This is a genomic window from Acuticoccus kandeliae, assembly GCF_003073115.1.
The window spans coordinates 68,469-86,438 of record NZ_QBBV01000002.1 but is presented as its reverse complement, the minus strand read 5'-3'; the positions used below and the strand labels follow the sequence as shown (position 1 = coordinate 86,438).

The 17,970-nt window shown below is 68.7% G+C and carries 18 protein-coding genes; 3 read left to right on the top strand and 15 right to left on the bottom strand.

Annotated features, from left to right (window positions below; translation table 11 throughout):
- The first annotated feature begins 12 nt into the window (after nucleotides 1–12).
- Complete coding sequence (locus DBV35_RS13095; RefSeq protein WP_108660781.1) at nucleotides 13–2,169, top strand: primosomal protein N'; 2,157 nt, start codon at nucleotides 13–15, stop codon at nucleotides 2,167–2,169.
- Between the two features lie 18 nt (nucleotides 2,170–2,187).
- On the opposite strand, the gene DBV35_RS13090 is transcribed toward DBV35_RS13095, so the two are convergent.
- The gene (locus DBV35_RS13090) at nucleotides 2,188–3,159 is read right to left on the bottom strand and encodes an MBL fold metallo-hydrolase (RefSeq protein WP_108660780.1); all 972 of its coding nucleotides are present in this window, start codon (nucleotides 3,157–3,159) and stop codon (nucleotides 2,188–2,190) included.
- Between the two features lie 143 nt (nucleotides 3,160–3,302).
- Here DBV35_RS13090 and DBV35_RS13085 point away from each other — a divergent pair, with 143 nt between their 5' ends.
- Nucleotides 3,303–3,500 carry a DUF1674 domain-containing protein gene (locus DBV35_RS13085; protein WP_108660779.1) on the top strand — a complete coding sequence of 66 codons (198 nt, stop codon included), beginning with the start codon at nucleotides 3,303–3,305 and terminating at the stop codon, nucleotides 3,498–3,500.
- 73 nt (nucleotides 3,501–3,573) lie between these two features.
- Here the strand turns inward: DBV35_RS13085 and DBV35_RS13080 are convergent, their stop codons facing one another.
- The 5 genes from DBV35_RS13080 to DBV35_RS13060 form a co-directional block, all read right to left on the bottom strand.
- Nucleotides 3,574–4,014 carry a VOC family protein gene (locus DBV35_RS13080; RefSeq protein ID WP_108660778.1) on the bottom strand — a complete coding sequence of 147 codons (441 nt, stop codon included), beginning with the start codon at nucleotides 4,012–4,014 and terminating at the stop codon, nucleotides 3,574–3,576.
- Between the two features lie 92 nt (nucleotides 4,015–4,106).
- Nucleotides 4,107–4,382 (bottom strand): hypothetical protein, encoded by a 276-nt coding sequence (locus DBV35_RS13075; protein WP_108660777.1) that lies wholly within the window; start codon nucleotides 4,380–4,382, stop codon nucleotides 4,107–4,109.
- A 169-nt stretch (nucleotides 4,383–4,551) separates the two neighbouring features.
- Nucleotides 4,552–5,109, bottom strand: coding sequence for an HNH endonuclease (locus tag DBV35_RS13070; protein ID WP_108660776.1), 558 nt, complete (start codon nucleotides 5,107–5,109; stop codon nucleotides 4,552–4,554).
- A gap of 101 nt (nucleotides 5,110–5,210) precedes the next feature.
- Nucleotides 5,211–5,843: an alpha/beta fold hydrolase gene (locus tag DBV35_RS13065; RefSeq protein WP_205648744.1), complete on the bottom strand. Its 633-nt coding sequence runs from the start codon at nucleotides 5,841–5,843 to the stop codon at nucleotides 5,211–5,213.
- 2 nt (nucleotides 5,844–5,845) lie between these two features.
- Nucleotides 5,846–6,523, bottom strand: coding sequence for a DNA-3-methyladenine glycosylase family protein (locus tag DBV35_RS13060; RefSeq protein ID WP_108660774.1), 678 nt, complete (start codon nucleotides 6,521–6,523; stop codon nucleotides 5,846–5,848).
- Between the two features lie 82 nt (nucleotides 6,524–6,605).
- Here DBV35_RS13060 and gluQRS point away from each other — a divergent pair, with 82 nt between their 5' ends.
- Nucleotides 6,606–7,472, top strand: a complete 867-nt coding sequence (gene gluQRS / locus DBV35_RS13055; RefSeq protein ID WP_108660773.1) for a tRNA glutamyl-Q(34) synthetase GluQRS — start codon at nucleotides 6,606–6,608, stop codon at nucleotides 7,470–7,472.
- A gap of 9 nt (nucleotides 7,473–7,481) precedes the next feature.
- On the opposite strand, the gene DBV35_RS13050 is transcribed toward gluQRS, so the two are convergent.
- The 9 genes from DBV35_RS13050 to DBV35_RS13010 all read right to left on the bottom strand — a co-directional run bounded on the left by DBV35_RS13050 (nucleotide 7,482) and on the right by DBV35_RS13010 (nucleotide 17,954).
- Nucleotides 7,482–8,441, bottom strand: coding sequence for an AEC family transporter (locus tag DBV35_RS13050; RefSeq protein WP_108660772.1), 960 nt, complete (start codon nucleotides 8,439–8,441; stop codon nucleotides 7,482–7,484).
- Nucleotides 8,432–9,232, bottom strand: a complete 801-nt coding sequence (locus DBV35_RS13045; RefSeq protein WP_108660771.1) for a M48 family metallopeptidase — start codon at nucleotides 9,230–9,232, stop codon at nucleotides 8,432–8,434. Before DBV35_RS13045 ends, DBV35_RS13050 begins: the two co-directional genes overlap by 10 nt.
- A 203-nt stretch (nucleotides 9,233–9,435) precedes the next feature.
- Nucleotides 9,436–11,067: an ABC transporter ATP-binding protein gene (locus DBV35_RS13040; RefSeq protein WP_205648743.1), complete on the bottom strand. Its 1,632-nt coding sequence runs from the start codon at nucleotides 11,065–11,067 to the stop codon at nucleotides 9,436–9,438.
- A complete protein-coding gene (locus DBV35_RS13035) occupies nucleotides 11,060–11,614 on the bottom strand; it encodes a type II toxin-antitoxin system VapC family toxin (protein ID WP_281262232.1) in 555 nt (184 codons plus the stop codon). Before DBV35_RS13035 ends, DBV35_RS13040 begins: the two co-directional genes overlap by 8 nt.
- Complete coding sequence (locus DBV35_RS13030) at nucleotides 11,598–11,834, bottom strand: hypothetical protein (RefSeq protein WP_108660768.1); 237 nt, start codon at nucleotides 11,832–11,834, stop codon at nucleotides 11,598–11,600. The genes DBV35_RS13035 and DBV35_RS13030 overlap by 17 nt, the downstream gene beginning before the upstream one ends.
- Nucleotides 11,835–11,844: 10 nt before the next feature.
- Nucleotides 11,845–13,074 (bottom strand): ABC transporter permease, encoded by a 1,230-nt coding sequence (locus DBV35_RS13025; RefSeq protein WP_108660767.1) that lies wholly within the window; start codon nucleotides 13,072–13,074, stop codon nucleotides 11,845–11,847.
- A gap of 2 nt (nucleotides 13,075–13,076) precedes the next feature.
- Entirely contained in the window at nucleotides 13,077–14,186 is a 1,110-nt protein-coding gene (locus tag DBV35_RS13020) for a microcin C ABC transporter permease YejB (protein WP_108660766.1), read from the bottom strand.
- Between the two features lie 4 nt (nucleotides 14,187–14,190).
- Nucleotides 14,191–16,065 (bottom strand): extracellular solute-binding protein, encoded by a 1,875-nt coding sequence (locus DBV35_RS13015; RefSeq protein WP_108660765.1) that lies wholly within the window; start codon nucleotides 16,063–16,065, stop codon nucleotides 14,191–14,193.
- Complete coding sequence (locus DBV35_RS13010; protein WP_108660764.1) at nucleotides 16,062–17,954, bottom strand: extracellular solute-binding protein; 1,893 nt, start codon at nucleotides 17,952–17,954, stop codon at nucleotides 16,062–16,064. Before DBV35_RS13010 ends, DBV35_RS13015 begins: the two co-directional genes overlap by 4 nt.
- Nucleotides 17,955–17,970 lie beyond the last annotated feature (16 nt).

The window sequence follows — 17,970 nt, the reverse complement described above, 5'->3', positions numbered from 1 at the left end:
ATTGCGGCTGACATGACACCCGAGCCGCACCGCGTTTCGGTGCTCCTACCCCATCAGCTCGGTCTCCTGACCTACACCGCGTCCGAACCGCTGGCGCCGGGCCTCGTCGTCGCCGTCCCGCTCGGCCGGCGGGACGTGCTCGGCGTCGTGTGGGACGATGCGCCGGACGAGACCATCGAGGCCGCGCGGCTGAAGCCGGTGCGCGGGGTGGTGAGCCTCGTCGCCCTAACCGACGATCTGCGCCGGTTCGTCGATTTCGTCGCGCGCTACACGATGACCCCGCGCGGGGCGGTGCTGAAGATGGTGCTGCGCTCCGGCGAGGGGCTCACCGAGGCGAAGCCGCAGACGGCGCTCGCCCTCACCGGGGTCGAGCCCGAGCGGTGGACCCCCGCGCGCCTCGCCGTCGCCGACGCGCTCGCGCCGGGGCCGATGTCGCGCAAGGAGCTCGCCGACACGTCCGGCGCGTCGGCGGCGGTGATCACCGGGCTCATCAAGTCGGGCGTCATCGCCGAGATCGCGCTCGAGCCCGAGCCGCCCGCGACGCCGACGCTCGACGCGGTGCCGAACCTCACCGCGGACCAGGGCGAGGCCGTCGCGGAACTCGGCGCGATGGTGGAGGCGCGCGCGTTCGAGACGGTGCTCCTCGAAGGCGTCACCGGCTCGGGCAAGACGGAGGTCTTCTTCGAGGCGATCGCGGCGGCGCTGGCGCTCGGCCGGCAGGCGCTCGTCCTGATGCCGGAGATCGCGCTCACCCCGATGGTGACGGCGCGCCTCACCGAGCGGTTCGGCATCGTGCCCGGCGAGTGGCACTCGGACCGCACGCCCGCCGCGCGCCATTCCCTCTGGCGGGACGTCGCGAGCGGGCGCGAGCGCGTCGTCGTCGGCGCGCGCTCGGCCCTCTTCCTGCCCTTCACCGATCTCGGCGTGATCATCGTGGACGAGGAGCACGACCAGAGTTTCAAGCAGGAGGACGGCGTCATCTACAACGCGCGCGACATGGCGATCGTGCGCGCCCAGCAGGCGGGCATCCCCGTGGTCCTCGCCTCGGCGACGCCGTCGGTCGAGAGCCGGATCAACGCCGAGCGCGGCCGCTATCGCCGCATCGTGCTCCCAGCTCGCTATGGCGACGTGCCGCTCCCGACGATCCGCGCGGTGGATCTGCGCCGCGACGCGCCGCCGAAGGGGGAGTGGCTGTCCGAGCCCGTCCGCGCCGCCGTCAGCGAGACGCTGGCGCGGGGCGAGCAGTCGCTCCTCTTCCTCAACCGGCGCGGCTACGCGCCGCTGACGGTGTGCCGGCGCTGCGGCCACCGCTTCCACTGCCCGAACTGCGCCGCCTCCCTCGTCGACCATCGCCTGCGCAACCGGCTCGTCTGCCACCATTGCGGCCACGAGGAGCGGCGGCCGAGCGTCTGCCCCGCCTGCCAGGGAGAGGACACGCTCGCGCCGTGCGGGCCGGGGGTCGAGCGCGTCGAGGAGGAGGCGCGGGCGCTCTGGCCGAAGGCGCGGACGGCGGTGCTCTCCTCCGACCTCGCGGGCGGGCCGAAGGCGCTCGCCGCGCTCCTCGGCCGCGTCGCGCGCGGCGAGGTGGACATCATCGTCGGCACCCAGCTCGTCGCGAAGGGCTACACCTTCCCGAACCTCCAATTCGTCGCCGTCGTCGACGCCGATCTCGGCCTCGAGAACGGCGACCCGCGCGCGGCGGAGCGGACCTTCCAGCTCCTGACCCAGGTCACCGGCCGCGCCGGGCGAGTCCATGCCGGCGGGCGGGCCCTCCTCCAGACGCACGCGCCCGACCACCCGGTCATCCAGGCGATGCTGCGCGACGACGCGGAGGCCTTCTATCGGGAGGAGACGGAGGTGCGGCGGCAGGGCGCGCTGCCGCCCTTCCAGCGGCTCGCGGCGGTGATCGTCTCGGCGACGGACCGGGCGGAGGCGCATGGCCACGCCGCGGCGCTCGCGCGGACCGCGCCATCGTCGGGCGATGTCGAGGTGCTGGGCCCGGCCGAGGCGCCGCTCTCGATCCTGCGCGGCCGCTTCCGCTACCGCCTCCTGGTGCGTGCCCCGCGCACGGTGCCGCTCCAGGACATCATGGCCGACTGGCTGGCGACGGTCCCGGTGAAGGGGACCGTGCGCCGCGCGGTGGACATCGACCCGCAATCCTTCCTGTGATCGCGGGCCGGTTCCGGCTCAGAGATATTGCCAGGGCACCGGGACGAGCGCGTAGCCCTCGCCATCGCGCACGAGATGGGCAAAGCCCGGAAAGGGCAGATGCATCCCGGTGATGAGGAGCTTGTCCGTCGCCGCCTCGTCCATGATGCGCTTGCGCGTCGCGACCGCCTCCTCGGGCACGGTGTCGAAGCCGATATAGATGTCCGGGTTCGGCACCTGGAGCGGGGCGATGTGGACGATGTCGCCCCAGATGAGGAGGCTCTGGCCGCCGTCCGAGATGCGGTAGCCCGTGTGGCCGGGCGTGTGGCCGGGCAGCGGCACCGCCTCGACCCCGTCGACGCCGGTCGCGCCCTCGAACGGGCGCACGCGGCCCTCATAGACCTCCGTCGCCTTCACGATTCCGTCGACCATGCCCTTCGCCCCGTCGGGGAGGGCGGCGCGGGTCGCCGGGTCGGTCCAGAAGGCGAGCTCGTTCGCGGCGACCACCAGCTCGGCGTTCGGGAAGGCCGCGCCGCCGGCGCCGTCGACGAGACCGCCGATGTGGTCCGGGTGGAGGTGGGTGAGGAGCACCGTCTCGATCGCGGCCGGGTCCACCCCGGCGGCGGCGAGGTGCGGCTGGAGGAGGCCCAGGGTCGGCGCCATCTGCGTGCTGCCGCCGGCGTCGACCAGCATCAGGCGGCCGTTGCGCTCCACCACGTAGGTGTTGAGCGGCATCGTGTAGCGGTCGGTCGGCAGGAACATCGCCTCCATCGCCTCGGCGAAGTCGGCCTCGTCCGCGTTCGGCAGGACGGAGGCGTTGGCGTAGAGGTTGCCGTCGGAGATGGCCGTCACCCGCGTGTCGCCGATCATCAGGCGATGGAAGGCGGGGGCCTGGGCCGAGCCCGTCCCGCCGGCGGGTGCAGCGCTCTGGGCGCGGGCCGCGATCGGCAGGGTCCCGGCGGCGCCGGCGACGGCGGCTCCGGCCATGATGTGGCGACGCGTCAGCTTCATGAGTTTCCCCTCATTGCGGGCTCGCGCGCCCGCTTCTCTTCCATTGCATATAGGCACCGAGGAGGACGAGTGAGGGTTGCTCACGATGGCGTCAGTTGGGCTCAGGCGTTGAACAGGCCGGGGCCAAGCGCCATAAACGCGGGATGGACAAGACTTCAGACGACGAGAAGGCGCCGCGCCCGCCGCTCAGCGAAGCCGCCAAGCGCGCGCTCGCCGAGGCCGAAGAGCGCCGCGCCGCCGCCAAGGCCGACGCGATGCCGACCGAGAAGGGCGGCCGCGATGGGCCGGAGCCCGTGCGCTATGGCGACTGGGAGGTGAAGGGCATCGCGTGCGATTTCTGATCGCCGCCGGCCGCCCTTGAGGCTCCCGACAATGTGAAAGGGGCGTCGGCTCGGCCGGCGCCCCTTTTGTCATTTACCAGGTGCCGGTGTTCGGCATCGAGGACCAGGGCTCCGCGGGCGGCTTGGAATCGCCGGCCTGGAGGAGCTCGATCGAGATATTGTCCGGCGACTTCACGAACGCCATGCGCCCGTCCCGCGGCGGACGGTTGATGGTGACGCCGGCATCCATCAGGCGCTGGCAGGTCGCGTAGATGTCGTCCACCCGGTAGGCGAGGTGGCCGAAATTGCGGCCGCCCGAATAATCTTCCGGATCCCAGTTGTAGGTCAGCTCCACGAGCGGGGCCTGCGATTCCTTCGCCTGGCCCACATCGTCCGGGGCGGCGAGGAAGATGAGCGTGTAGCGGCCCTGCTCGCTCTCGACGCGGCGCACTTCGCGCAGGCCGAGCTTGTTGCAATAGAAGTCGAGGGATTGGTCGATGTCCGTCACGCGGACCATCGTGTGAAGATATTGCATTGGGCTAGCTCCCGATTCTTTTCTCCCGACTTAGAGGAAAGAGGCTCGGGTTTCCAGGCCGCGCGCGACGATGGGCGCGCCGGGCGGCCGCCTCAGCGTGCGTCGCACGAAAAGCTGGTGCAGGTGAGAAGGTCGGGCTTCGGCTCGGGCGCCGCGGCAGGCGGCGGCACGACGCGGTAGAGGACGCGCGGCGGCGCGGCGCGATACCAGTAACGCTCCTTGATCTGCCGGTTCGCGATCGGCGCGCCGCCGGTCGCGCAGGCCCACGGGCAGTCGCGATCGATGGCGGGCGGCGTCACGATGCGCGTCGTCTGCGTCACATCCTGCGCGACATATGTGTCGGCGCGTGCCGGCGCGATCCCACCCATCAACGCAAGGCCCGCGGCAAGCGCTGCGGCGAAAGGCGATCGGCTCGCGCGGGCCGGGCCCGGCAGGGTTCGTTGCGGCATCGACCAACTCACTCACGAAAATGGCGCCCCGAGGGACGCCAATCTCGCGCAGATTGTTGTGCATTCCGTTACGCGGCCGCGCGCAGGCTCACGGCTCCAGCTCGGTGTCCCAGTACAGGAAGTCGAGCCAGCTCTCGTGCAGATAGTTCGGTGGGAAGAGGCGGCCATTGTTGTGAAGGTCTTGCACCGTCGGCCGGAACGGGTGCTGGCGGGGGTACATCTCCGCGACTTTGCAGCTCTTGTTGCCCTTCTTCAGATTGCAGGGCGAGCAGGCGGTGATGACGTTGTCCCAGGTGGTCAACCCGCCCTTGGAGCGGGGGATCAGGTGGTCGAAGGTGAGATCTTCGAGGCTTCCGCAATATTGGCACTCGAACCGATCGCGGAGGAAGACATTGAAGCGTGTGAAGGCAGGGAAGCGCGCCGGTCTGATGTAGGTCTTGAGTGATACGACCGACGGCAGTCGCATTCGGAAGGAGGGACTTCGTACCTCCGAGGTGTACTCTGACACGATGTTCACCCTGTCGAGGAACACCGCTTTGATCGCATCCTGCCAGGACCACAGGGACAGCGGATAGTAGCTGAGCGGCCTGTAGTCGGCGTTGAGCACCAGCGTCGGATGCGCATCGGGATGAACCGCGATGGTCAACCTACCGTCTCCATCTTCGCCGAATCGCGAACAACATGGCGTGGTTATCGTGCGCCAACGTGACGGAGATGTGAAGGCTCCCCGCGGGCCAGTGGGATGAACTATGTGGGCAAGTATCGGGCAAGGTGCTCTCCAGCCATTGCGAGTCCTTCCTGATCGATGCCGTGGCCGAGGCCAGGGCGGAGGTGCCATTCCACGGGGACTCCGGCCGACCCCAGAGCGTTCGCCGCGGCGAGCGTGAGGCCCGCCGGGAGGAGCTCGTCGGCCGTCCCGTGGATGAGCAAAGTCGGGGTGGGGGTGAGATCTTTCGGCTCCATGTCGCTGAGGAGCCCGGAGAAGCCGACGACGGCCGCGAGCGGCGCCGGACGCCGCAGCCCCACGTGCAGCGACATCATGGTGCCCTGGCTGAACCCGACGAGCGCGAGGCGGCTCTCGTCGAGATCGTAGCGGGCGAGCTCGGCGTCGATGAAGGCGTCGAGCATCGGGGCAGCGGCGGCGACGCCGCGCGCATATTCGGACGGGTCGCGCATCGTCAGCGGGAACCACTCGCGCCCGCCCATCGGGGTCGTGCCCGGTGCGTCCGGCGAGACGAAGAGCGTGTCCGGCAGCGCGCGGGCGAGGACCTCGGCGAGGGAGATGAGGTCGGAGCCGTCCGCGCCGTAGCCGTGGACGAACACGACGATCGAGCGGGGCGGCTTGCCGGAGCGGGGCGGGCGGCGCGGGCCGGAGAGCATCTTCACAAGGGGAATCCGGATGGAGCGGTGGCAGAGTCGGGTGTGGCGGCGGCGACGGGCGCGTCGGCCACGCGATAGAAGGCCCACATGAGGCGGGCCGCGGTGGAGCGGTGCGGCGACCACGCCTCGGCGATCGCCTCGAGGATGTCGTGCTTCACGTCCTCGTCGAGGCCGAGCGCGCGCTGGGCGGCGCGCCGTACGGCGAGGTCGCCGACGGGGAAGATGTCCGGATGGCCGGCGCAGAACATGAGGTAGAGATCGGCCGTCCACCGGCCGATTCCGGGGATCACCTGGAGGTTCGCGCGGGCGTCGTCCGCCTCCATCTCGGCGAGCGCCAGGAGGTCGAGACCGCCGGTCACGGCCTCGGCGATGGCGCGGAAGGTCTTCGCCTTCTGCCGCGACAGGCCGGCGGCGCGCAGCGTGTCGTCGTCGCTTGCGAGGATCGCCTCGGCGGTCAGCGGGTCGATGGTCGCGGTGAAGCGCGCGAAGACCGCGGCGGCGGACTGGGTGGAGAGCTGCTGGCCCGCGACGATGCGCAGGAGGCCGGGAAGGCCGGGCGGCTGCAGGCGGAGCGGGACGGCCCCGACGCGGGCGCGCACCGAGGCGATGCGCGGGTCCTTCGCCGCGAGGGCGACAAGGGCAGCATCGATATCGGCATCGCAGCGGATCCGCTCGGGCATAGATGTCCCTTACTCGCTATCACACCGCGATTCCACCGCTTTTCGCGCGCACGCGCGGCCGCCATGATATGGGGGAGGCATCATGCTGCGTTTCGCCCCGAGCCCGAACGGCCTCTTGCACATCGGCCACGCCTACAGCGTCATCGCCAATGAGCGGATGGCGGATGCGGTCGGCCGGGCGCTCACCGTGCGCATCGAGGACATCGACCAGACGCGGGCGCGCCCCCATTTCGAGGCCGCGATCCTCGCCGACCTCGACTGGCTCGGCGTCGACTGGAAGCGGCCCTTGCGCCGCCAGTCCGAGCACTTCGCCGCGTATGAGGCGGCGCTCGACGCGCTGCGTGCGCGCGACCTCGTCTATCCCTCCTTCGCGAGCCGGCGCGAGATCGCGGAGTCCGCCCGCATCACCGGCGCCCCGCGCGACCCGGACGGCGCGCCGATCTTCGCCGGCGACGCCGATATCCTCGGCGAGCGGGAGGCCGCGCGCCGCCGCCGCGAGGACGAGCCCGGCGCCTGGCGGCTCGACATGGCGCGCGCCATCGCGGGCCTCCCGCCGCTCGACTGGACGGAGCTCGACGGCACCGGCAAGAGCGTGATGCGGGTCGCGGCCGATCCGCTCGCCTGGGGCGACGTGGTGCTGGCGCGCAAGGACGTGCCGACGAGCTACCATCTGTCGGTCGTGGTGGACGACGCGGTGCAGGGGATCTCGCACGTGGTGCGCGGCGAGGACCTCATGCCCTCGACGGCGGTCCACCGCGTCCTCCAGGGCCTCCTCGGCCTCCCCGCGCCGCTCTACCACCACCACCGGCTGATCATGGGGCCGGACGGGCGCAAGCTCTCCAAATCCAACGGGGCGGAGGGGCTCTCCGCCCTGCGCGAGGCGGGCCTTGGCCCGGCCGATGTCCGCGCCCGCGCGGTCGACCTCGCCGCCGTCGAGACCGAGGCCTGATCCCCCGGCTCAGTGCCCGAAGACGGCGAGCCAGAAGGTGAAGGTGACGAGCGAGATCGCCGTCGTGATCGTGATCGTGTTCGCGGACAGGGCGAGCCCGGTGTTGAAGCGGTTCGCGATCAGGTAGGCGTTCACCCCGGTCGGGCAGGCCGCGCAGATCACCGCCGCCGCCGCCGCGATCGGCGGCAGATGCGCCACGTGGACGGCGAGCACGTAGACGATCGCCGGCATCAGCATCAGCTTGATCACGCCGAGCGCAATCGCCGGCTTCACGTTGCCCCGGATCCCGTATTTGTTGAGGCTCATTCCGAGCGAGATCAGCGCGAGCGGGATCGCGGTGTCCGAGAGGCGGTCGACGAGGGTGCGCGGAACCCCGACCATCGGCAGCCCCGTCAGACGGAAGGCGACGCCGGCGAGGATCGCGACGATCAGCGGATTGGTGATGAGCGCGCGCGCCACCCGCAGCGCCGAGGCGCCGTAATTCGCCGGGCCGGCCGCCATGCCGTCCCTGTGCTCGGCGTACTCGATGAGGAAGGCCGATGCCGTCATCATGATCGGCGTGTGGACGGCGACGAGGATGAAGCCGGTGACGAGGCCCGGCTCGCCGAACGCCTGGGCGAGGACGGGAATGCCGACCATCACCGAGTTGGAGAAGGCCGCCGACATCCCGCCGATGACCCCGGCCCGCATGTCGCGGCCGAAATAGCGGATGACGATGAACATCCCGAGGCCGACATTCAGGAAGGCGCTCGCGAAATAGACGAGCCAGAAGGGCCAGGGGTTCACGTCGGGCACGGCGAGCGTGCCGAGCGCGCGGAACAGGAGGAGCGGGATCGCGATGGTGAAGACGAACGTCGCGAGCGCGTCACCCGTCTCCTGCTTGAGGAGACCGATCGCGATGATGGCGTAGCCGAGGCCGATGAATCCGAAGACCGGAAGGACGATGGATAAGAGTGCGCCTAGAGACATGGTCCATGTGTCGGCGGACCCTCGGCCCCGACCGCATGGAGCATCCGACCATGCCGTCTCAGCCAGAGTCGGGCCCGCTCGTGGTGTGGATCGAGCTCGGCGTTCAGCTTCCAGAATGCAGCGGAGTGGTTGAGTTCGATCAGGTGAGCGACTTCGTGTGCCGCCACATAGCGCAAAACGAAGGGCGGCGCGAGCACGAGGCGCCAGGAAAAAGACAACACGCCACCGGGTGTGCACGAGCCCCACTGGGCGCGCGTGTCCTTGATCCTTAGCGCGGTCGGGCGGCGCCTGACGCGGGCGGAGAACTCGTCGACCGCGGCCTGGAGGTCGGCCCGCGCGGCGCGGCGCAGATAGTCCACAATGCGGCGCTGGAGATGCTCGTCGCTGCCGGGGACGAGGAGCACCGGTCCGTCCGGCTCCAGCCTGGTCGCGACCACGCCGCGTGCCGCGCCCGTCGCGCGGATGCGGTGGTCGACGCCGCGGATCGGCACGATGCCGCCATCGACGAAGGGCAGCGCCGGGGCGCGCTCGGCAAGGCGCGCGGCGAGCCAGCCCTCCTGGCTGCGGATGAACCGCTCGGCCGAGGCGATGGAGGCGCGCAGCGGGATCGTCACGATCGGGTTGGCGTGGCCGGGCGGAATGCGCAGCGTCATGCGCCGGGCGCTGCGGGTGCGGCGCACGTCGATCTCGACCGACGTGTCGGTGACGCGCGCGACGAGCCGCTCCGGCTGCGGCGGCGCGAGCCGCTCCCCGGTGACGGTCGGCTGGCGTTGCTGGAAGAGCCGCCTCATGACGCGAACGCCCCGCGGGCCGTGCGCGCGGCAGCCGTCGCGGCGGCGCGCGGGCCGTCGTGCAGGGTGCCGTGGAACGACCCGTCGACCATGGTCCAGCTCCAGATGGGACGGCGGCCCGCCGCCGGACGGCGGGACAGACGTCGCTCAAACGATTCGCAGATCCTCATGGTGCCATGTAACGGCGAGGAATGAACGAATGGTCAGTCCGCGACCACCTCGGGGGGCGCCTGCTCGTGATAAAGGGCCGCCGCCATGAGGGCGCGCGTATATTCCGTCTTGGGTGCTTCGAAAATGTCACGCGTCGCCCCGCGCTCGACGACCTTGCCGCCGCGCATGACGATCACCTCGTTCGCGAGCGCCCGCACCACCTGGAGATCGTGCGAGATGAACAGGAAGGTGAGGTCGTGCCGCTCCTGCACCTCGCGCAGGAGGTCGACCACCTGGGCCTGCACCGACCGGTCGAGCGCGCTTGTCGGCTCGTCGAGCATGATGAAGTCCGGCTCCAGCACGAGGGCGCGGGCGATCGCGATGCGCTGACGCTGGCCGCCTGAGAATTCGTGCGGGTAGCGCGAGCGCATGGCGGGATCGAGCCCCACCTCGCGCAGCACCTTCACCACCGCCTCGTCCCGCTCCTGCGCGTTCTTGCCGGAGTGGATGCGCAGCCCCTCGGCGATGATCTCGCCGACCGACATGCGCGGCGAGAGCGAGCCGTAGGGGTCCTGGAAGACGATCTGCATCTTGGAGCGGAGCGGGCGCATCCCCGACCAGGACCGCCCGTCGATGGAATCGCCCATGAAGACGATGCGCCCGTCGGAGGAGATGAGGCGCAGGATGGCGAAGCCGAGCGTCGTCTTGCCCGACCCCGATTCGCCGACGACGCCCAGCGTCTCGCCCTTGCGCACGGTGAGGTCGATCCCGTCGACGGCCTTGATGTGGTCGACGGTGCGGCGCATCAGGCCGCGCTTGATCGGGAACCAGACCTTGAGGTCCTTGGTCTCGACCACGATCGGCGCGTTCGGGTCGGGCTCCGGCGGATTGCCCTTCGGCTCGGCCGCCAGAAGGTGGCGCGTGTATTCGTGCTGCGGGTTGGTGAAGACCTCTTCGGTCGGCCCGGTCTCCACGACCTTGCCGTCGGTCATCACCGCGACGCGGTCGGCGATCTTGCGCACGATGCCGAGATCGTGGGTGATGAAGAGCATCGCCATCCCCATCCGCGCCTGGATCTCCTTGAGGAGGGCGAGGATCTGCGCCTGGACGGTGACGTCGAGCGCCGTGGTCGGCTCGTCGGCGATGAGAAGGTCCGGCTCGTTGGCGAGCGCCATCGCGATCATGACGCGCTGGCGCTGCCCGCCGGAGAGCTGGTGCGGGTAGCTTTCGAGCCGCGTCTCCGGATCGCGGATGCCGACCGCGGTGAGGAGCTCGACCGTCCGCTCGCGCGCGGCGCGCTCCGACAGGCCGCGATGGCGGCGCAGGATTTCGCCGATCTGCTTCTCGACCCGGTGGAGCGGGTTGAGGCTCGTCATTGGCTCCTGGAAGATCATCGTGATGTCGTTGCCGCGGACCTTCTGCAGCTCCTTCGGCGAGAGGGTGAGCATGTCCCGCCCCTTGAAGAGGATGCGTCCCGAAGGGTGAGAGGCGGCCGGATAGGGCAGGAGCCGCACGCAGGAGAGCGCGGTCACGGACTTGCCCGACCCCGACTCCCCGACGACCGCCAGCGTCTCCCCCTTGTTGAGGGTCAGCGAGACATGGTCGACCGCAAGCGTCGTCCGCCCCTCCTGGTGGAAGGCGACGGAGAGGTCTTCGATCTGAAGAAGCGGCTCGGTGCTATTCATCGCTGTCATACGGCTCCAGTTTGCCGAGTTCCTCGCCGAACGCTTCGGGATGCATGCCTTGCAATCTCCGGTCATGCTCGCCGGCGATGGGGCGCCCCAAGGCGTCGAGCGGCCGTGCCCAATAGTCTTTGTGGAGCCGGGTATCTCCCGTCAGGAAGAATGAGCAGCCACAGCAGAAAGCCGTCGCGATATGAATCGCGTCCGGCAGCTTCAACGCGGTGTGCTGGCCTCGCAGATAAGCCGCGATCCACAGGGCATCCTGGTGAACGCTCTCCATGGCGACGAGATCATTGTTCACCAGCAACATCGCATAGACGGAGGCGAGCTCTTCGTCTCCATCCCTCAGTGGCTTAACGAGGCACTCCGCGAGAGTGAGTTCGCTCGTCACGAATCGTTCGATCGGATCGCGAAAATTGCGTCCCATCTTCGCGCCGCGTTGAAGCGAGGCCCAAATGGCTCGTCCTGCCGCGGAATCATCCTCCACCGCCGCGATCACGACGTTGGTATCCAGATAGAATTTCTGACCGCGACTAATCCCACTCGTCACGCAGCTCTCTGATTCGATTCACGGCTTCGTCCAGACTCGTGCCCGGGCGGTTCCGGCTGCGGTATTCGTTGATCGCCTTCAGGACCTCGTCGGCACTTCTGTGCCGTGGCGGAAGGCCGAGGTCCTCGACCGTGACGCGGACGGTGTTGGACGGATCGATCGATGCCCGCAGCTCGTCCGGAAGCGTGTTCGCGGTCACGGTCTTCACAATCGTCGTCATCAGCCCCTCCTCATCGGAACGTCTTCCTCGGGTCGAAGGCGTCGCGGACGGCTTCGCCGATGAAGATCAGCAGCGACAGCATCAGGGAGATGATGAAGAAGCCCGAGATTCCAAGCCAGGGGGCCTGGATGTTGTTCTTGCCCTGGGCGAGGAGCTCGCCGAGCGAGGGGGAGCCGGGCGGCAGGCCGAAGCCCAGGAAGTCGAGCGAGGTCAGCGTCGTGATCGAGCCGTTCATGATGAAGGGCAGGAAGGTCAGCGTCGCGACCATCGCGTTCGGCAGGAGGTGCCGCCACATGATGGTGAGGCTGCCGACGCCCAGCGCGCGCGCGGCCGACACATACTCGAAATTGCGCGCCCGCAGGAACTCGGCGCGCACGACGCCGACGAGCGCCACCCACGAGAAGAGGAGCAGGATGCCGAGGAGCAGGAAGAAGCTCGGCGAGAAGACGGCCGACAGGATCAGGATGATGTAGAGCGCCGGCACCGAGGTCCAGATCTCGATCGCGCGCTGGAAGATGAGGTCGGTCCAGCCGCCGAAATAGCCCTGCACTGCGCCCGCGGCGATGCCGATCACGGACGAGGCGGCGGTCAGCACGAGACCGAAGAGGATCGAGATGCGGAAGCCGTAGATGATGCGGGCGAGCACGTCGCGGCCCTGGTCGTCGGTGCCGAGCCAGTTCCAGTTCCAGATCGTGCAGGACGGATCGTCGACCCCGCCGGGCAGCATTCCGCAGCGCGCCTCCTTGGTGAACATCCAGGAGGGAGCGGAGGGGAGCGGGGTCGGCGGGGTGTTGTTGACCGCCCGATAATCGTAGCGGACCGGCGGCCAGATCATCCAGCCGTTCGCGTCGATCTCCTCGCGGATGAAGGGGTCGCGATAGTCGGTCCGCGCGAGGAAGCCGCCGAACTTCTCCTCCGGATAGTCGACGAGGACGGGGACGAGCAGCTCGCCCTTGTAGGAGATCAGGAGCGGGCGGTCGTTCGCCACGAATTCGGCGAACAGCGTCACCGTGAAGAGGACGCAGAAGATCCACAGCGACCAGTAGCCCCGCCGATGCGCCTTGAAGAGGCGCCAGCGGCGCTGGTTCAGCGTGTTGGCGGTGTCGAAGCCCGCCCCGGTCGGGAGCGCGGTCGCCTCGCGCTCCTCGAAGGTGACGGAGATCGGCTCGCCGGGTTCGGCCTCGCGCGGGGGATCGATTTCGTCCGGACGGATGCGCTCGCTCTTGGCTGCCTCTTCCATCGTCAGACCTCCCGGCTCTCGAAGTCGATCCGGGGATCGACCCAGGTGTAGGTGAGGTCGGACACGAGGTTCACGACCAGGGCGAGCAGGGAGAAGATGTAGAGCGTGCCGAAGACGATCGGGTAGTCGCGGTCGATCACGCTCTCGAAGCCGAGAAGGCCCAGCCCGTCGAGGTTGAAGATCGTCTCGATCAGCAGCGAGCCGGTGAAGAAGGCGCTGATGAAGGCGCCGGGGAAGCCCGCGATGATGATGAGCATCGCGTTGCGGAAGATGTGCCCGTAGAGCACCTCGCGCTCCGACAGGCCCTTCATCCGCGCGGTCATGACGTACTGCTTCCGGATCTCCTCAAGGAAGGAGTTCTTGGTGAGGAGCGTCGTCGTCGCGAAGGCGGAGAGGGAGAGCGCGATCAAGGGCAGCGTCATGTGCCACAGATAGTCGGTGATCTTTCCCCATAGGGAGAGCTGGTGCCAGTTCTCCGAGACGAGCCCGCCGAGGGGGAAGACGTTCCAGAACGAGCCGCCGGCGAAGAGGACGATGAGGAGCACCGCGAACAGGAAGCCTGGAATGGCGTAGGCGATGATGATGATCCCCGAGGTCCACACGTCGAAGGCCGATCCGTCCTTCACGGCCTTGCGGATGCCGAGCGGAATCGAGATCGCGTAGGAGATCAGCGTCATCCAGAGGCCGAGCGAGATCGAGACCGGCAGCTTCTCGCCGATCAGCTCGAGGACGCCGCGGTCGCGGAAATAGCTCTCGCCGAAATCGAAGGTGAGATAGTTGCCGAGCATGATGAGGAATCGCTCGACGGGCGGCTTGTCGAAGCCGAACTGGCGCTCGAGGTCGGCGATGAATTCCGGGTCGAGGCCCTGCGCGCCGCGATAGGGCGAGCCGTCGCTCGGCGCCGCCGCGCCGCCGGCGCTGCCGGCGAAGTCGCCGCCCGCGCCGCCGCCCGAGACGCGCGCCGTCGCGGAGACGCTGGTGCCGCGGATTTCGGCGATCACCTTCTCCACCGGGCCGCCTGGGGCGAACTGAACGACGACGAACGAGATGAGCATGACGCCGAAGAGGGTCGGCACCATGAGCAGGAGACGGCGGAGAATATAGGCGCCCATCGGATCAGCTAGCCTTTGTCCACCAGGTGGTCTCCACGGGAAGATCGTAGCGCGGCTTGTGTTCCGGCATGCCGAACCGGTCCCAGTAGGCGACGTGATGCGACGCCTTGTAATATTGCGGCACCCAGTAGTGGCCGAGGCGCAGGATGCGGTCGAGCGCGCGCGCGGCGGTGACCATCTCCTCGCGCGTCGCCGCGTTCAGCATCGTCTCGGTCAGCGCGTCGATGACGGGGTCCTTGATGCCGGCGAGATTGTAGGAGCCGTTCATGTCGGCGGTGCCGGAGGTCCAGAACTCGCGCACCGACTCGGACGGGGTCGGCGCGAAGGAGAAGCGCTGGGTGGTGAGGTCGAAATCGAAATTCTGGAGGCGCAGCTGGTATTGGGCCGCCTCCACGAGGCGCAGCACCGGCTCGATGCCGAGGAGGCGCAGCCGGTTCGCGTAGGGCTGGAGGATCCGCTCGGAGGTCGGCTGCGAGTAGAGGAACTCGATGACGAGCTGCTGCCCGTTCTCGTCCACCATCTTGCCTTCCTGGCGGCGCCAGCCGGCGGCGCGCAGGAGCTCGTCCGCCTTCTTCAGCGGCTCGCGGTCGCGGCCGGTCCCGTCGGTCACGGGCGGCGTCCAGGCCGGGCCGAAGACGGCGGGGTCGAGCTGGTCGCGGAAGGGTTCGAGGAGCGCGAGCTCGGCGGCGTCCGGCTCGCCGGTCGCCAGCATGTCCGAGTTCATGAAGAAGGACGAGGTGCGCTCGTAGAGGCCGTAGAAGATGTTCGCGTTCGTCCACTCGAAGTCGAACGCCCAGGTCAGCGCCTCGCGCGTGCGGGGGTCGGCGAATTTCGGGCGGCGCGTGTTGATGAACCAGCCCTGCGCGCCCGCCGGCCGCCCGTCCTCGAACTCGCGGCGCACGACGCGCCCGTCATTCATGGCGGGGAAATTGTACTCGGTCGCCCACGTCTTGGAGGTGAACTCCTCGCGGAAGGTGACGAGGCCGGACTTGAAGGCCTCGAAGCTCGCCGTACGCTCGCGGAAGAAGTCCACACGGATCGCATCGAAATTGTTGTGGCCGCGCCCGGTCGCCGTCTCGTCGCCCCAATAATCGGGGCGGCGCTGGAAGGTGACATAGCGGCCCGCGTCGTAGGCGCCGACCGTGTAGGGGCCGGACGTGACGGGGATGGAGAGGTTCGCGGCGGTGAAGTCGTTGGCCGTGTAGTAGGCCTTGGAGAGGATCGGGTAGGTCGCGACCAGCGGCGGGAGGCGGTTCGACGTGCCCTCGGCGAAGGTGATGACGGCCGTCATCTCGTCGGCGACCTCGAAGCTCTCGACCCCGCGCAGCGGCTGGACGAGGATCGGGTGACCCTTCTCCAGGAGCGTCTGGTAGGTGAAGACGACGTCCTCGGCGGTGATCGGGCTGCCGTCCGAGAAGGTCGCGGTGGGGCGGATCGCGAAGGAGAAGCGCCGCCCGTCGATCGCCACGCTCTCGGCGAGGTGGCAGTAGACCGCGTCCGGCTCGTTGAGGCCGCGCACCATGAGGGCGGTGTGGCACAGGCCCATCAGCGGCGGCGAATCGCCCCGCAGGATGTGCATGTTGAAGGTGTTGAAGGTCAGCGGGTTCTGGTTCGTCGTCCAGGAGGACGGCAGGAGGCGGATCTCGCCGCCCTTCGGGGCATCCGGATTCACATAGTCGAAATGGGTGAAGTCCGGGCCGTGCAGCGGGTCGCCGAACACGGTGATGGCGTGTTGCTTGGCGCCGGGGGCCGCGCTCGCGGCCGGGGCGGGATCAGCGGTGGCCGGCGCGGTCTGCGCGCGGCCGGGAAGCGGGAGGACGGTGAGCGCGGCGGCCGCGCCCGACCAGGTGAGAAGGTGCCGGCGATTGACACCCTTCACGAGGGCTCTCCGATCTTCGACGCCTTCTGCGCGTCCCACCACCAGATCGTCGGGAAACCGTGTGTGTATGGCGGGATGTCGTCAGGGTGGCCGAACCGGTTCCAGCGCGCCGTGCGGAACGTGTTGGTGGTGAATTGCGGCACCATGTAGTTGTGCGCGAGCAGCACCCGGTCGAGCGCCTTCGTCGCCGCGATCAGCTCGTCGCGATCCTTGGCGCGGATCACGATGTCGATCAGCTTGTCGATTCCCGGATCCTTGATGCCGGCATAATTCTGCGATTGCGGCTGATCGGCGGAGGCCGAGCCCCAATAGTCGAGCTGCTCATTGCCGGGCGAGAGGGACTGACCCCAGGCGAGCGTCGTCATCTCGAAGTCGCGATTGCGGATCCGGTTGATGTACTGCGAGGTGTCGATGATGCGCAGGCTGAGATCCACGCCGATGCGCGACAGGCTCTGCTGGTAGGGCAGGACCGAGCGTTCGGCGGCGGGGCTGTTCTCGATCATCTCGATCCGGAAGGGCTCGCCGGTCGCGGTGTTGACCATCTTGCCGTTGCGGATCTCGTAGCCGGCCTCCTGGAAGAGCTTCACCGCCTCGCGCATGTTCTCGCGCACCTGCTGGGGCGAGCCGCCGACGGGGTTGGTGTAGGGCTCGGAGAAGACGCGCTCGGGGACGAGGTCGCGCACACTCTCCAGGATCTCGAGCTCACGCCCCTCCGGCAGGCCCTCGGAGGCAAGCTCGGTGCCGTTGAAGAAGGAGCTGATCCGCTCGTACTGGCCGTAATAGACCGTCTCTTTCTGCGATTCGAAATCGTAGAGGAGGTTCAGCGCGCGGCGAACCCGCTCGTCCTGGAATTTCGGCAGGCGCAGGTTCACGACGAAGGCCTGCATGACGCCGCGCCCCTCGTCCGGGAAGGTCTCGAGGATCACGTCGCCGCGCTTGCGGGCCGGGAAGTCGTAGCGCAGCGCCCAGTTGGAGGCGCTGTTCTCGGCGCGGAAATCGTACTGGTCCGCCTTGAACGCCTCGAGCGCGACGGTCTGGTCGCGATAGGTGTCGTAGCGGATCTTGTCGAAATTGTTCGTGCCCTTCTGGGACGGGAGATTCTCGGCCCAATAGTCGGGGACGCGCGTGTACTCGACGAAGCGGTTCGGCTCGAACGCGGTGATCTTGTAGGCGCCCGACCCGAGCGGCGGCTCCAGCGTGCCGGACAAGATGTCGCGCTGCTTGCCGCCCGGCGCGGTGCTCGTCCACCAGTGCTTCGGCAGGACCTGGAGGTCGCCGAGAATGTGCGGCAGCTCGCGATTGCCGGGGCCGGCGAACTCGAAGCGGACGGTCTGGTCGTCGACCTGCCGGGCGCCGGTGACCTCCTTGTAGTAGAAAGCGCGGGTCGGGTCGGCCTCCTTCGTCACCTCGAGCGACCAGACGACGTCCTCCGGGGTGATCGGCGTCCCGTCATGCCACTTGGCGTCCGGATTGATGTGATACTCGACCCAGGAAAAATCGTCCGGGAAGCGCAGCTTGTCCGCGATCATCCCGTACTGGGCCGAAATCGGGATCTCGTCATAGGCCGGCGCCATCAGCGCGTCGTAGATGAGGCCGAGGCCGGGGGCCGGGTTGCCGCGGCGCAGCACCGGATTGAAGCTGTCGAAGCCCGACGGGTCCGACAGGCGGACCGTCCCCGTCTTCGGGGCGTCGGGATTGACGTAGTTGAAATGGTCGAAATCGGCGGGATAGCCGGGGTCGCCTGTGAGGGCGGATGCGTGGCGCCACTCCGGTTCTCCGGCGGCGGTCGCAGCGGCCGTTTGCGTGGTCGCGGCATCTTGCGCGTGGGCCAGTGAGGCCGCGGACGCAAAGGCGCAACCGAGAGCGACGGCGAGCAGCGTGGCACGCATGTAACACCTCCACAGG